Raw genomic sequence first — 13,762 nt, forward strand, 5'->3', positions numbered from 1 at the left:
CCCAAGTCGGCACGGGTGGAATTGGCCTGCCCTGGGTGCCCCGTCGGCCTGCCCTGGGTGCCCCGTCGGCCTGCTGGATGTGACGCTTGACATATGCGCATCCCTTCGTAATGATAGATCCTATAGGAAACAGGATTACGATTTAGGAGTTCTACAGATGGCATACACAGCGGAAAACTGGCCCATTACAGCGGCCCTGCTCCAGTTCCCCGGCGTCGACGCCAACGGGCTGCACATCAACGATGCAGACGCTTCGGCCTGGACTAACGTCTTCCAGGAAGTCAAGGATGCGGGCTTCTCAAATGCCGACCTGACCGACAGCTGGGTCCGGCCCGGAGACCTCGGCGAGGCACGCTTGACGGAGTTCAAGGCGGCCGCAGACCATGTCGGCATCGGCATCCCTGTCATCTCCGCCATCCGCAGCAGCATCATCGAAGAAGCCAACTGGGAAGCAAACCTGGCCTATAGCCACCGCACCATTGACGCCGCCGCGGCGCTCGGTTGCGAAGTTGTCTCCGTAGGCCTCCACCAGGCACTTACGGCCGAACAGCAGAAGCAGTTGTGGTTCTGGACCGTTCAGGGCCACGTTGATCCGGTGGGGGACACCGAAACCTGGAACAAAGCAGTCACCCGTCTCCGCGAACTCGGTCGGCACGCAGCCGAGGTTGGCATCTTGCTCTCCTTGGAAATGTACGAAGACACCTACTTGGGCACCGCAGATTCCTCGGTGCAGCTGGTGCAGGACATCGACCTGGCCAATGTCGGTCTCAACCCGGATATTGGAAACCTCATCCGCCTGCACCGCCCCATCGAGGACTGGCGCGAAGTGGTTGCCAAGACGCTGCCTTACTCGAACTACTGGCACGTGAAGAACTACATCCGTGATGAGAATGTGGCACGCGGCCAGTACGTGGCCATGCCCGCTCCAATGGAAAGCGGCTTGATCAGCTACCGCGAAGCCTTCAAGGTTGCCATCTCCGTTGGCTACCAGGGCATCATTTGCACCGAGCACTACGGTGGAGACGGCCTCAGCGTTACGGCACGCAACCAGGAATACCTGCGTTCACAGATCCTGCCGAAGACCGATGGCTACGCACTCGGCACCAGCCAGGTCGCACAGGGTCGCCAGCTTCCCGCACCGGCAACCTCGCTGCTCACCGTTTAGGCACCAGCCAGACACCGGCCCGGGGCGCGCCACAACCGCGCTCCAGCCAGAGCCAACGCACAGGACTCAAGAAGGAATCATGACTCAGATATTCGACAATCCCGCCGAATTCGCCGACGATGCGCTCGACGGTTTCGTCGCAGCAAACCGGCAGTATGTTGCCAGGGTGGATGGCGGCGTGGTCCGGTCCACTGAAATGAAAGATGGACAGGTGGCCCTGGTCGTTGGCGGCGGCTCCGGCCACTACCCGGCCTTTGCCGGTCTGGTGGGTGCCGGCCTCGCAGCCGGATCGGCCTGTGGCAACATGTTTGCCTCACCGGCCGCCGGCCAGATTTACCGGGTGGCCAAGGCCGCCAGCATGAACGGCGGAGTGCTGCTCAGCTACGGCAACTACGCCGGCGACGTGCTGCACTTCGGCCAGGCACAGGTGCGGCTCAACGCCGAAGGCATTGAAACGCGCACCGTCGTCGTCACAGATGACATTGCCAGTGCGCCCTTGGACCAGATCGAAAAGCGCCGCGGCATCGCCGGGGACTTGACGGTCTTCAAGATCGCCGGCGCCGCTGCCGAAGCGGGACTGAACCTTGACGACGTCGAACGTCTGGCCATCAAGACCAACCACCGCACGCGCTCACTGGGCGTGGCCTTTGACGGCTGCACCCTGCCGGGCGCCGATGAGGCACTGTTCCATGTGCCCGCCGGAAAGATGGCGCTCGGCCTGGGCATCCACGGTGAGCCGGGTACTTCCGAACACCCCATGCCGACGGCGTCCGAGCTGGCCGAGCTTCTGGTCACGCGACTGCTGGCCGACAAGCCGGACGAAGCGGGCACCGAAGTCGTCGTGATCGTCAACGGCCTCGGCACCGTCAAGTACGACGAACTGTTCCTGCTGTTCGGCAGGGTTGAGAAGCTCCTGACCGACGCGGGCCTGAGCATCATTGAGCCCGAATGCGGTGAATTGGTGACCAGCCTGGACATGTCCGGCTTGTCCCTGACACTGCTGTGGCTCGACGAGGAACTGAAGGAATACTGGGGTGCACCCGCAGACACCCCGGCATTCCGCAAGGGCAACGCCACCCCCCGTGCCCAGCGCAGCGTGGCTGCCGCTGACGAGGCCGAATCGACAGAGCTGGAAACGCCGACACCGGCCGCGGCCGCGCTGGGCCGCCAAGCAGTAACAGCAGTGTCGGCCATCCGGGACGTGGTCATGGAACACGAAGAGGCGCTGGGGAACCTTGACGCGATTGCCGGCGACGGCGACCACGGCATCGGCATGCGCCGCGGTGTGGATGCCGCCAGTGCAGCTGCCAAACAGACGGCCGATCTGGACGGCGGTGCGTCTGTTCTTGCCGTGCTGACCGCTGCCGGTGAGGCCTGGTCAGAGAAGGCCGGGGGTACCTCGGGTGCGTTGTGGGGGACGGCATTTATCGCCGCCGCCGCAGCACTCGGCAATCAGGACTCCTACTCCAGCAAGGATGCGGCCGGCGCCGTTGAGGCGTTCAGCAATGCCATCACCACGCTGGGCAAGGCCGAGCCGGGGGACAAGACCATGGTCGATGCCATCCTGCCGTTCAGGGACGCTTTCCTCGCTTCCATAGCGGCGGGGAGTCCCGTGGTGGCTGCAGTGAAAGCAGCCGCTGTCATCTCCCAGGATGCTGCTGCGGCAACGGCCAAACTTCGTCCCCTGAAGGGACGGGCCCGGCCCTTGGCCGAAAAGAGTTTGGGGCACCCCGATCCCGGGGCCGTCTCCTTCAGCTTGATCGTGGAGCGGTTGGGCCAACACATTGAAAACGAACTAATGGAAAGTGGGACGCGAGCATGAGCGGCCAGAACACAACAGGAATTCGCATCATCGTCGGAAATGATGAGGCTGGTGTCGAGTACAAGAATGCCTTCGTGGCACTTCTCGAAGCAGATCCTCGCGTCCACTCGGTGCTGGACATCGGCGTCGGCGCCAACGACAAGCGGGCCTACCCCCACGTTGCTGTCGATGCGGCACGTAAGGTTGCTGACGGAGAAGCTGACCGCGCGCTGCTTGTTTGCGGCACCGGCCTGGGCGTCGCCATCGCAGCGAACAAGGTCCCCGGCATCCGTGCCGTCACCGCACACGACAGCTATTCCGTGGAACGTTCCGTGCTCAGCAACAACGCACAGGTGCTGACCATGGGCCAGCGCGTCATTGGCTTGGAACTGGCCAAGAAGCTCGTCTCCGAATGGCTCTCATACACTTTCGATGAATCTTCTGCTTCGGCGGAAAAAGTCGAAGCAATTTGCTCCTACGAACCCACTTACACGAAAGCAGTTTGATCATGAGCGACACCGTAGAAAACACCGAAAAGCAGTTGCAGTTTGCCGTGGTGGGTTCGGGCTACATGGGCGGCGGAATCGCCCAGGTCCTGGCCCTCGGCGGAGCCCGCGTGGCCCTGTCCGATGTCTCGGCGGAAATTGCGGCCAAGAACTACGAGCGCCTCCTGGTCGAGTCAGACCAGTTTGTCGCCGACGGGCTGTTCCCCGAAGGCGCCACCGAGACGTTGCGCAAGAACTTGTGGGCCGCCAAGGACATCGAAGAAGCCGTCGCCGACGCCGACTTCATCGAAGAAGCAGTTCCCGAAGTGCTCGCCATCAAGCACGCAACACTCGCCCGGATCAGCGCGGCAGCACGCCCCGACGCCATCATCGGTTCCAACACCTCAACCATCTCCATTGCCGAGCTGGCCGAACCCGTGGTCAACCCGGAACGTTTCCTGGGCGTGCACTTTTCCAATCCGTCACCGTTCATCCCCGGCGTGGAGATCATTCCCCACGCTGAAACATCCAGCGCCACGGTTGGTGCGGCCCGCGACATGGTCCACTCCACCGGCAAGCAGACGGCCGTCGTCAAGGATGTCACCGGTTTCGTCCTCAACAGGCTGCAGTACGCGCTGTTCCACGAGGCCGCGCAGCTGGTTGAGCAGGGCATTGCCACCGCGGACGACGTCGACACCCTGGTCCGCACGACCTTCGGCTTCCGTCTGCCCTTCTTCGGGCCCTTCGCGATTGCCGACATGGCCGGTCTGGATGTGTACGACTTCTGCTACAAATCCCTGCAGACCGGCTTCCCGGAGCGTTTCGCAACACCGAAGATCCTCAGCGACCTGGTTGCGGCCGGCAAGCTCGGCACAAAGACCGGCTCGGGCTTCCTGAACGTGCCCGCCGAACGCACCGCGGAGCTGATCGCTTACCGCAACAAGGCGTATGTGGCAATGCAGCAGCTGCTCGACGACCTCGGTCCGGCACCGATTCACTAAACGCCGTCGATCATCACACAATCTTAGGAGAATCTATGTCTGAAACAGCTGGAAATTTCCCGGCAGAACGCACCGCCATCATCACCGGTGCCGTCTCTGAACGTGGCATCGGCCGGGCAACCGTGAACTACCTGGCCGAAAATGGCTGGAACATTGGCATCATCGATCTCGATGATGCTGCCTGCAAGTCGGTGGCCGCATCGGTTGCCGCCGAGTTCGGGGTCAAGGCCCACGGGGTCGGCGCCAACATCGGCGACGAAACCTCCGTTCGCAACGCCATTGACGCGTTGGAAGCAGAATTGCCGCAGATCGTTGCGCTGGCAAATGTTGCCGGTGTCAGCTCGCCCGTCGGGTATTTGGAAGTAACCCCTGAGGAGTGGAACCGGGTGCTGAACATCAATCTCAACGGCGTTCACTACGCAACCCGACGTGTGGCTGAGTCCATGGTGAAGAACCGGATCGGGCGCATCGTCAACATCTCCTCGGTGTCGGCACAGCGTGGCGGTGGAACGTTTTCCAAGACGGCCTACTCCGTGGCGAAGGCGGGCGTCATTGGTTTGACCCGATCCACTGCCCGGGAATTGGGCCCCTTCGACATCACCGTCAACGCGATCTCTCCCGGCCCCATCGACACCGACATCATGGGCGGCACACTTTCGGACGATCGTAAGGACGAGCTGGTCAAGGACCTCGTCGTCAACCGGGTGGGAAGCACCCGGGACATCGCAGCAGCCATCCACTTCTTGATCAGCGAGGACACCGGCTACATCTCCGGCCAGACGCTGAACGTGGATGGCGGACTGTACATGCACTAGGAGCTTCGATGAACAACGAGAATTCCGCCAAGTGGACCTTGGCACGCAAGTTGTACCTGCTGGTAGGGATCGTCATTTGTGGCGTCGCCATCGTCCTGATGGCCTACCCGCGCTAACCCAAACCATCAGTGTTCATTGCGAACGCGTCCGAAATACCTTTCAAAAGTTTGACTCAACGAGGAGTTACGTATGGCAGCTCTAACTAAGCACGATACGACAGCGCTGGAGTCCCCAGCGCTGAAATCAGCAATCAAGAAGGCGACCTACCGGCTCATGCCGATGCTGGTCATTCTGTACGTCGTCGCCTTCCTGGACCGCACCAACGTTGGCTTCGCAGAGTCCGCGCTGGAAATGGACCGGGGCATCACCGCCGGAGCTTACGCTCTTGGTGCCGGCATCTTCTTCATCGGCTACGCAATCTTTGAAATCCCCAGCAACTTGCTGATGAAGAAGGTGGGCGCCAAGATTTGGCTGGCCCGCATCGCCATTACCTGGGGCATCGTCTCTGCGTGTTTCGCGTTCGTTCAGGGCGACGGCTCCTTCATCGCACTGCGCTTCTTGCTCGGTGTGACCGAAGCAGGACTGTTCCCCGGCGTCATCATGTACCTTGCCGACTGGTTCCCGAACAAGCACCGCGTGAAGATGTTCGCCATCTTCTACCTGGCACAGCCGTTCTCCCAGGTCATCGGTTCACCGTTGTCCGGCTGGCTCATCAACATTGGTGACCAGGTACCCGGCGTTCATGGCTGGCAGGTCATGTTCTTCGTTGAAGGTTCCCTGGCGATCGTCGCCGGTATCTTCGCGTTCTTCCTGCTCATTGACGGGCCGCAGAAAGCCAAATGGCTCCGTCAGGAAGAGAAGGACGCCCTCACGGCGGTCATGCAGCAAGAAGACGTGCTCAAGAAGGAATCCGGCCCTTCAGGTGTCATGGCCGCGCTGACCAATGGTCGTGTCTGGTACTTCACGTTCATTTACTTCTGCCTGCAGATCGCCGTTTACGGCGTGACCTTCTACCTGCCGCAGCAGGTCGCGCAACTGACGGGGCAGAAGGTTGGTCTGGCGGTAGGGTTGCTCGCAGCTGTGCCGTGGTTCTTCGGCATGTTTGCCTGCTACTTCATCGGCAAGTACGCATCCACAGTGATCCGCCGCCGCGTGTTGGGTACGTGGCTGTTTGTTTCCACAGGACTCTGCATTTTCGGATCGGCGTGGGCTGGTGCAAACAACCTCCCGGCCTTGGGCATCCTTTTCATCACCTTGGCAGTTTGCAGCTTCCTCTCCATCGGCCCCATCGCATGGTCCTACCCGACGGCGTTCCTTACCGGAACAGCGGCCGCTGCCGGCATAGGTCTCATCAACTCCTTGGGCAACCTGGGCGGATTCGTGGCACCGATCATGCGTACCGCTGTCAACGAGACCTTTGCCTCCGAATCAGGGGCGATGGGGCTCGTCGCACTGGGCATCCTGCCCTTCGTGGCAGCAGTGATGATGTGGGGCACTCGCCGCTTCTCGAGCAAGGCAGACGACCTCCTCGACAAGTAGGCCGCAGCTTCAACCAGCAAGTGAAAGTGAATTGGAAAATGACGCAGTCCCACCCCTCCAGCAAGAACCAGGCAGAGACTCCCCTGTACGTCGGAGTCAGCACCAAGATGTACATGGGATACGGTGCCAGCCTGGACTGGTTGCGGAATTTGCGCCATGAAGTGGACTCCCGCCCGGGCCTTGCGGCCGGGCGGGTTGTCCCGTTTGTCATCCCAACGTTTCCGGTGCTCCCCGCCGCGGTGGAGCTCATCGCCGGAACGCCACTGGTCCTCGGTGCCCAGAATGCCGGCTGGGCCGACGGGCCATGGACGGGTGAAGTCGCCCCCTCAATGCTTGCGGAACTCGGCGTCGGCCTGGTGGAACTTGGCCACGCCGAGCGGCGGAAGCATTTCGCCGAAGACGATGCAATGGTGGCGCGAAAAGTTGCTGCAGCAGTGACAGCAGGCATCCGGCCGTTGCTCTGTGTCGGGGAACCCGGCCATTCCACGCCTGCGACGGCGGCGCGGTTCGTATACGAACAAATCGCCGCGGCCGTGGCAGGGAACTGGGAGGCGGCAAGCTCCATGATCATTGCCTATGAACCGGTGTGGGCGATCGGGGCCCCGGAGCCGGCGGATGCCGGATACATTTCCGGCGTTGTCCACGCACTGCGCGGGCTGCTCGCACAGCACGGACTAGCCGAACTGCCCATCATTTATGGGGGCTCCGCCAAGCCCGGGCTGCTGCCGGAACTAAACCATGTTTCGGGCCTGTTCCTGGGCAGATTTGCCCATGATGCCGCGAACTTTGGGGCGGTCCTGGACGAAGCGCTGGCCCTTCAGCGGGGCTGACGGGGGGCTCCTTCGACACGGTCTGAATCAGTGCGGTTATGTGGGGATCAGCCGGCATGGCGCCGGGCCGGGGCAACGACCTTGATGACAGCTGAGTCATCCGCAGCGGCAAGTCCCTGGGCTTGGCCCAGCAAGTACAGCTGCTCGGCGGCTGCGGCCATGGGAGCGGCCATGCCGGCGGCACGGGCAGCCTTGCCCACGATGCCCATGTCCTTGACAAAAATGTCCAGCCTGCTCAGGACCTCGGCGCCGTCTTCGCTGTAGGCCTCAAGGATGCGCGGCCCGCGGTTGGAGAGCATGAAGGAGCCGGCTGCACCCGCTTCAAGCGCGGCCAGGGTCTTGGCCTGGTCCAGCCCCATGGCATCTGCCAAGGCAAGGGCCTCCGCTGCTGCGGCGATGTGCACCCCGCAGAGAAGCTGGTTCACGGTCTTCAGCGCCTGTCCGTCGCCGGGCTTGTCGCCAACGATCGACAGCGTCGAGGCCAGCAGCCCCAATACTGGTGCCGCCTGCGTCCTTGCAGCGGGTGTGGCGCCGACAACAATCAACAGATCGCCCTCACCGGCGCGGACGGGTCCGCCTGACAAGGGTGCGTCAACGAGTTCGACGCCGTAGCCGGCAAGACGTTCCACTGTTCCCGGAATGGCTTCGGTTCCGACGGTGCTGGTGAGGATCACGACGGATCCCCTGGCCATGGCAGATGCGACGCCGTTGGTGCCGAAGAGCACCTCATCGAGCTGCTCGCCATTTCGCACGGCCAGCAGCAGGGCGTCAGTCCCGTCGGCTGCGGCGCGGGCGGATTCGAAGGTGTTGACGCCGGCCGCGGCGGCCAGTTTGAGCCGGGGTTCTGCAATGTCGAAGCCGTGGACGGTGAGTTGGGTGGCGAGTCGTGTGGCCATGGGCAGGCCCATGGCGCCCAGGCCAAGGACGGCGACTGTGTAGTTTTCAGTCATGGTGTTCTCCTTGAAAGTATGTGAACGCGGCCCGGAAATCGGACGGCAGGGTTCTAAAAGGTGCTGCTGAGCTTGCGGGTCACATCGGCCAGGGACTGATCGTCACCGACGTTTCCGGCGAAAACGATGTAAGGGATGCCCGCAGCTGGCCCGCCAACCGGCTCCCACAGGGACACAATGCCGGGGAGCATGGGGCCGCGCACAATGGCATGGCGGATTTCCAGGCCGTGTGCTGCGACATCCGAGGAAGTGATGCCGCCCTTGGCGATCACAAAACGGGGTGGAGTAGCCTTCAACGTCCGGTTGACAACCTGCACGACAGCGGCTGAGACGGTTCGCGCAATCTCAAGGCTCGCTGCGGCATCGTCGGTCTTGATGAGCAGCCGGCTCGTGTGGACAATCACGTCGCCCTCGGCGAGTGCCGCACCCACTTGTGCGACGACGTCGTCCAGATGAGAGCCGCCCTGGGCCGCAAGGAGCTCTTCCACGTTGATTTCAACTGTCTTGGCGGACCGGTGCTGTTCGCTCAGGGCCGCCAGCTGGCGGGTGGTCACACCGACATGCGAGCCAACCACGATCAGACCGCCGGTGGCCGGCACCGCTGCCGGCCCGGCGTCAGGGAAAATCTCAGTCGTGTCGAGTTCGTCGCGGATTTCCTGTCCAATGCGGGCCCGGACAAACGGCGGACCAACACGGTAGATGAAGGACTTTCCACGTCGCTCGGCCTCGTCAAGTCCCAGCGCCAACACGCGGAGGTCATTTTCAGTCACGGCATCAACCACGATCGGGCGCGAGTCCTGTGCGGCCTCGAGGGCGTTGGCAATTGCAACGGCAGCCTCCGCCGGTGTGCCCGTGCGCAGGAGGAACAAGTCCACCACGATGACGTCGGCAGCCGCAAAACGCCCCTGCGACTTTTCTTCAACGTAACTGTCCAACCGCGAACTTGTGTATCCAAAAGTGGCATCCTTGGCGAACTCGGTCTCGCCGACAGGCACCAGGGCACCTCCTCCAGCGCGTGTGTAGTGGACTCCGCCAATGGTGACCCGGCCGGCATCGGGGAAAGCGGGCACGATGACCACGCCGTCAACATGTCCGGCCCCATTATGTCCGGCCCCATTGGCCAGCAATGTGGCGGCGATGGTGTTTGGTTCGAGCGGGTAGTGGCCGCGGAGGGTCGAGTCGCTGCGGCTGACAAATCCCACTGCGACACCTGACTGGGACGCGGCGGCAAGCGCATTGCTGACGACATCGCGGTTTCGCTCGGATGCTTCGGCAGGATCCAGGCTGCGGGTGTTGGTCAGGACATAGATGGCGTTGGCGCGCTGCCCGTCAATGCGGTGCGCGTAGGCCCAGCGGAAGTCCTCGACGTCCCATCGGGTCAGCACAGGAAGGTTCGACACCGATTGGGTTCCGGTGGGATCGTCGTCAAGGACCACCAGGACGCGACCGGTATCGGTGACCCTCTGCGCAACCATTGCGGCCGGCACCGGAACCTCGGCGGGAAAACGGGATAGCAAGTCTGATTCAAGAACCACTGAACACCTCATCGTGAATATTTATCTTTTGTAAGATGTCTGACATCTAACATTGAATGTTATTGTGGCATATGGCACAAACGCAGTGCAAGTGGGGCAAAATCTTTGCCTTGCCATCCGCGCAGCACCCAGCTCAGGGCAGTTGCACGACCGTACAATGGTCATCACAAAGAGACGGCAATGGAATTGCCAAAGGGGGACCATGGCACGCAAATCGTTGACAGGGGTGGTGGCCGATGACCTCCTGGACAGGATCGTGGCCGGCGAGTTTGCCCCCGGGTCACTGGTGCCGGGCGAACTTGAGCTCGGGGCCCAGCACGAAGTCAGCCGCATGACCGTGCGGGAGGCCATGAAAACGTTGACGGCACAGCGAATTCTTCGCGTTGAACGCGGTAGAGGAACCTTCGTAAACCCGCTGAGCCAGTGGGGTTCCCTGGAGGCCGTGCTGCGGGTTCTGTCTGAAGGGAAGGACGCTGCCGCGGCCGCCGTGCAGCTGATCGAGCTCCGGCGCATGCTGGAAACCGGCGCCTGCGAACTTGCGGCTGCACGAATCAGCGATGAAGCCTTGGGGCAGCTGGCGGCCCACATTGAAGTGATGCGCGGTGCGCATGACTCCGGGAACGTGGCGTCGTTTGTTGAAGCCGATCTGGCGTTCCATGACGGCATCCTGCAGGCCTCCGGCAATGTGTTTGTCGCAGTGCTCTTTGAGCCCCTGCATCGCGTTCTGGAAAGCCGTCGCGAAGAAACCTCCCAGGTGCCTGAAATCCAATCAAACGCCATTGAGATGCATGAAGAGATCCTCCGTTCCCTTGAATTGCGGGACCCGGAACGGTCCCGGGTGGCCATGGACAGCCACATGACCCAAACGCTGAGGGATTTGCAGCACTACGTGCTGGGTGCCCCATAGCCGCGCTTGCCATGGAAACCCAGAGCCCCACGCCCCGTCCCCTAGACTGGCGGTATGACCACACATGCCCCCAGGCCAGCAGCAAGCGCCCCGGCTCACGACGCCGCGGCGGTCTTGGGCCGCCGCTACTCGGGCATGCAGTCCTCGGAACGGGCCATGGAAAGACGTGGGCGGCTCATCGAAGCCGGGATTGACGTCTTTGGCACGGCTGGCTACCCGGCGGCCAAGATCAAGACGCTTTGTCAAAGTGCCGGACTCAGCGAGCGGTATTTCTATGAGTCGTTTGAATCCCGGGAACAATTGCTCACCGCCGTGTATGACGAGCTGGCCACCCAGCTGATGCAGGAAGTGACCGAGGCGTTGCGGGCGCCGGAGCAGGGTCTGCTGGATTCGGTCAGGGCAGGACTGGCCGCGGTGGTCAACTTCATGCTGGGCGACCCGCGCCATGCACAAATCATCCTCGTGGAGATTGTGGGGGTTTCGGCCGAGCTTGAAGCAAAACGCCACCAGTCCATGACGGCGTTTGCAGCCGAGTCGATGCGGCTGCTGCTGTTGCTGAGCGGGATCGATCCCAAGGAATCGCAACGGCCGCTCACGGCAAGCGCCGGCGATCTGGTGCTGGCGGAGGCGCTGGACTTTGCCCGGCTGACGGGTGTTGCCATGGTGGGTGGGGTCAACAACATCCTCCTCGACGCGCTGCTTGGCGGCACCAGCGACAACACCGAGCTGATCACCGAGGTTTCGTTTCAGCTGCTCTGCAACGCCTCCACGGGGATCCGGGGGATCGTTACGCCGGGAGGACACGGAAGAGCCGGTGCAACCCGCCGTACGTAACTATTGGTGGGTTGGTGCCAAAGTGACACCATGGAGGCATGTCATTTCCTGAACTCTTCGCCGCATATTGGTGGTTGCTCTTCCCGCTTGGCGGCATGGTGGCCGGCGGATTCAAGGCGCTCCTGTCCTCGCGCGAACGTGAGCACCAGCGAAAAATCGAAATGTACAGGCTCCAGCATCCCGAATTGGCCGGCCTCGACGCGGCATCACCCCAGCAGCCCGGCGGTGAGTCCGCACATAAGGATTCCCCAGGGCAGCAAGGCTACTCCGCGGCGGACGTTGCCAAGGTCATGGATGAGCACGACGCCGTCAACCGGCGCTGGCTGGACTACGAACTCGACGTCGGCAAGATGATTGACTTTCCCATGATGAGCGACGTTCGGGAGCCCCTGACGGTTGCCTTCCTACGAGCAAAGCGCGACGCCGACGGCTTGCGTCCGCTTGATGGCGCTGAGGTTACTGCCAAGAGCCGATGGGACGACTACCGCAACGCTGTTAACGCCTTTGCCGTGGCGTTTGAGGTGGCGGAAAAGGAAGCCCACAGGATCAAGGACTCGGGATTCAGCGACGAACAGCGCCAACGCCTGGGCACTGCACGCAAGCTGGTCAAGATCGCCGAAGATGAAGCGGCGGCCCCTGCCGAGCGCCAAACAGCCTACAAGCGGGCCCGCAAGGAACTGGACGGGTTGATAGTCCTTCCCGACGTCACCATCGCAGCCCTGGAACAAAAAGTCGCCCGCATGATTGGCGGCGGCCAGTAACTCACAAGGGCCCGGCCTGGTGTTCCGGCTGTCGTCAAGAGGGCGGGGAGGCGATGCATTCGATGCACAACTGGCCCAATTCGGTGGTGCGGGTGCCGGCAACCGTGAGCCCCGCTTCAGCCGCCAGAGCCGTGTAGTCAGCGAGAGTGCGCTCGCGACCGCCACACAGCACGAGCATCCGTAGGTCCATTTCGGCAAAATTGCTGCGGTTGGCGTCATCATTGTGCTCCTCGATGATCACCACTCGACCGTCGAGCCCGGCAGCGTCTGCGCAGCGGCGCAGGATCGCCGCGGCATCCGCGTCGTTCCAATCATGCAGGACGCTGTTGAGCACGTAGACATCGCCAGAGGGCGGCAGCGGGTCAAAGAAGCTCTGTCCGACCACCTCGCTGCGGTCATGGAGGCCTCTGCCGGTCAAGTGGTCACGACCGCGTGCCGCTGTGTCGGGCAGGTCGACGAGCACCCCTCTCAGTCGGGGGCGGGCCTCGAGCACCGCGGCCAGGAGCGCGCCGGTGCCGCCGCCAACGTCGATGGCAAGGCCGGCCTCAGGCCAGTCGTACGCGGCCGCATCATCAGCGACATACTCTGCCCCTGCGGTCATCGCCTCGTCAAAAGACGAGCTCATTGCGGGGTTCGCGGACAGATACTCCCAAAATGGTGCGCCGAAAACGGTCTCCCAGGCAGGACGGCCTGTGCGCAAGGTGTGCAGCAGCCCGGTGAATGCCAGGTCCATCTGCCCGCCGAATCCCTCCAGATCAAGACCCACGCGCATACCGGAGGGGTGATCCGAACGCAGCAGTGCCGCCTTGTCATTCAGTGCGAACAGCCCGGGGGTTGGTTCGGCGAAGACGCCATGGTTTACGAGGTGCCGCAGCACCCGGCCCACGGCATCGGGGTTCGCCCCCGACTGCAGAGCGATTTCGTCGACGGGCATGGCGCCGTCGACCATGAAGTCGGCCAACCGCAGAGTCGCAGCAGCGCGGACAGCCAGCGGGGTGACCAGATCAATGATCGGTGCGAGCACCTCCCATGCCGACGGCTGGTGTGTCTCAGCCGGTGTGTCGTCCATTCCCACCCCTCCAAGTTTTCTTAGCAGAAGCGTCGTGATGACAGGCGCCGCGTTGGTGCTCAGCTTAACT

At 62.4% G+C, this 13,762-nt stretch carries 13 protein-coding genes; 10 read left to right on the top strand and 3 right to left on the bottom strand.

Going from position 1 to position 13,762, the window contains the following annotated elements; all coding sequences use genetic code 11:
* Positions 1 to 157: 157 nt before the first annotated feature.
* From ACT3TS_RS15730 to ACT3TS_RS15760, 7 genes are all read left to right on the top strand, one after another.
* Positions 158 to 1,165, top strand: a complete 1,008-nt coding sequence (locus ACT3TS_RS15730) for a sugar phosphate isomerase/epimerase family protein (RefSeq protein WP_444532463.1) — start codon at positions 158 to 160, stop codon at positions 1,163 to 1,165.
* A 79-nt stretch (positions 1,166 to 1,244) separates the two neighbouring features.
* Complete coding sequence (locus tag ACT3TS_RS15735; RefSeq protein ID WP_444532464.1) at positions 1,245 to 2,987, top strand: dihydroxyacetone kinase family protein; 1,743 nt, start codon at positions 1,245 to 1,247, stop codon at positions 2,985 to 2,987.
* A complete protein-coding gene (locus ACT3TS_RS15740; RefSeq protein WP_444532465.1) occupies positions 2,984 to 3,472 on the top strand; it encodes a ribose-5-phosphate isomerase in 489 nt (162 codons plus the stop codon). Before ACT3TS_RS15735 ends, ACT3TS_RS15740 begins: the two co-directional genes overlap by 4 nt.
* Before the next feature lie 2 nt (positions 3,473 to 3,474).
* A complete protein-coding gene (locus ACT3TS_RS15745) occupies positions 3,475 to 4,452 on the top strand; it encodes a 3-hydroxyacyl-CoA dehydrogenase family protein (protein WP_444532466.1) in 978 nt (325 codons plus the stop codon).
* 35 nt (positions 4,453 to 4,487) lie between these two features.
* The gene (locus tag ACT3TS_RS15750) at positions 4,488 to 5,267 is read left to right on the top strand and encodes an SDR family NAD(P)-dependent oxidoreductase (RefSeq protein WP_444532467.1); all 780 of its coding nucleotides are present in this window, start codon (positions 4,488 to 4,490) and stop codon (positions 5,265 to 5,267) included.
* A 189-nt stretch (positions 5,268 to 5,456) separates the two neighbouring features.
* The gene (locus tag ACT3TS_RS15755; protein ID WP_444532468.1) at positions 5,457 to 6,806 is read left to right on the top strand and encodes an MFS transporter; all 1,350 of its coding nucleotides are present in this window, start codon (positions 5,457 to 5,459) and stop codon (positions 6,804 to 6,806) included.
* A 38-nt stretch (positions 6,807 to 6,844) separates the two neighbouring features.
* Complete coding sequence (locus ACT3TS_RS15760; protein ID WP_444532469.1) at positions 6,845 to 7,636, top strand: triose-phosphate isomerase family protein; 792 nt, start codon at positions 6,845 to 6,847, stop codon at positions 7,634 to 7,636.
* Between the two features lie 47 nt (positions 7,637 to 7,683).
* Here ACT3TS_RS15760 and ACT3TS_RS15765 read toward each other — a convergent pair whose 3' ends face one another.
* Positions 7,684 to 8,586, bottom strand: a complete 903-nt coding sequence (locus ACT3TS_RS15765) for an NAD(P)-dependent oxidoreductase (RefSeq protein WP_444532470.1) — start codon at positions 8,584 to 8,586, stop codon at positions 7,684 to 7,686.
* Between the two features lie 53 nt (positions 8,587 to 8,639).
* Complete coding sequence (locus ACT3TS_RS15770; RefSeq protein ID WP_444532471.1) at positions 8,640 to 10,121, bottom strand: four-carbon acid sugar kinase family protein; 1,482 nt, start codon at positions 10,119 to 10,121, stop codon at positions 8,640 to 8,642.
* A 202-nt stretch (positions 10,122 to 10,323) separates the two neighbouring features.
* On the opposite strand from ACT3TS_RS15770, the gene ACT3TS_RS15775 reads away from it, so the two are divergent.
* The 3 genes from ACT3TS_RS15775 to ACT3TS_RS15785 are packed head-to-tail and all read left to right on the top strand — an operon-like array spanning position 10,324 to position 12,623.
* Positions 10,324 to 11,028, top strand: coding sequence for a FadR/GntR family transcriptional regulator (locus ACT3TS_RS15775; RefSeq protein WP_444532472.1), 705 nt, complete (start codon positions 10,324 to 10,326; stop codon positions 11,026 to 11,028).
* A gap of 54 nt (positions 11,029 to 11,082) precedes the next feature.
* On the top strand, positions 11,083 to 11,862 hold the full coding sequence (locus ACT3TS_RS15780) for a TetR/AcrR family transcriptional regulator (protein ID WP_444532473.1): 780 nt from the start codon (positions 11,083 to 11,085) through the stop codon (positions 11,860 to 11,862).
* Positions 11,863 to 11,900: 38 nt separating this feature from the next.
* Entirely contained in the window at positions 11,901 to 12,623 is a 723-nt protein-coding gene (locus ACT3TS_RS15785) for a hypothetical protein (protein WP_444532474.1), read from the top strand.
* 34 nt (positions 12,624 to 12,657) lie between these two features.
* Here the strand turns inward: ACT3TS_RS15785 and ACT3TS_RS15790 are convergent, their stop codons facing one another.
* Positions 12,658 to 13,692, bottom strand: a complete 1,035-nt coding sequence (locus tag ACT3TS_RS15790) for a methyltransferase (protein ID WP_444532475.1) — start codon at positions 13,690 to 13,692, stop codon at positions 12,658 to 12,660.
* Between the last annotated feature and the right edge of the window lie 70 nt (positions 13,693 to 13,762).

Origin of the sequence: Specibacter sp. AOP5-B1-6 (assembly GCF_052376555.1) — a bacterium.
Lineage (GTDB): Bacteria > Actinomycetota > Actinomycetes > Actinomycetales > Micrococcaceae > Specibacter.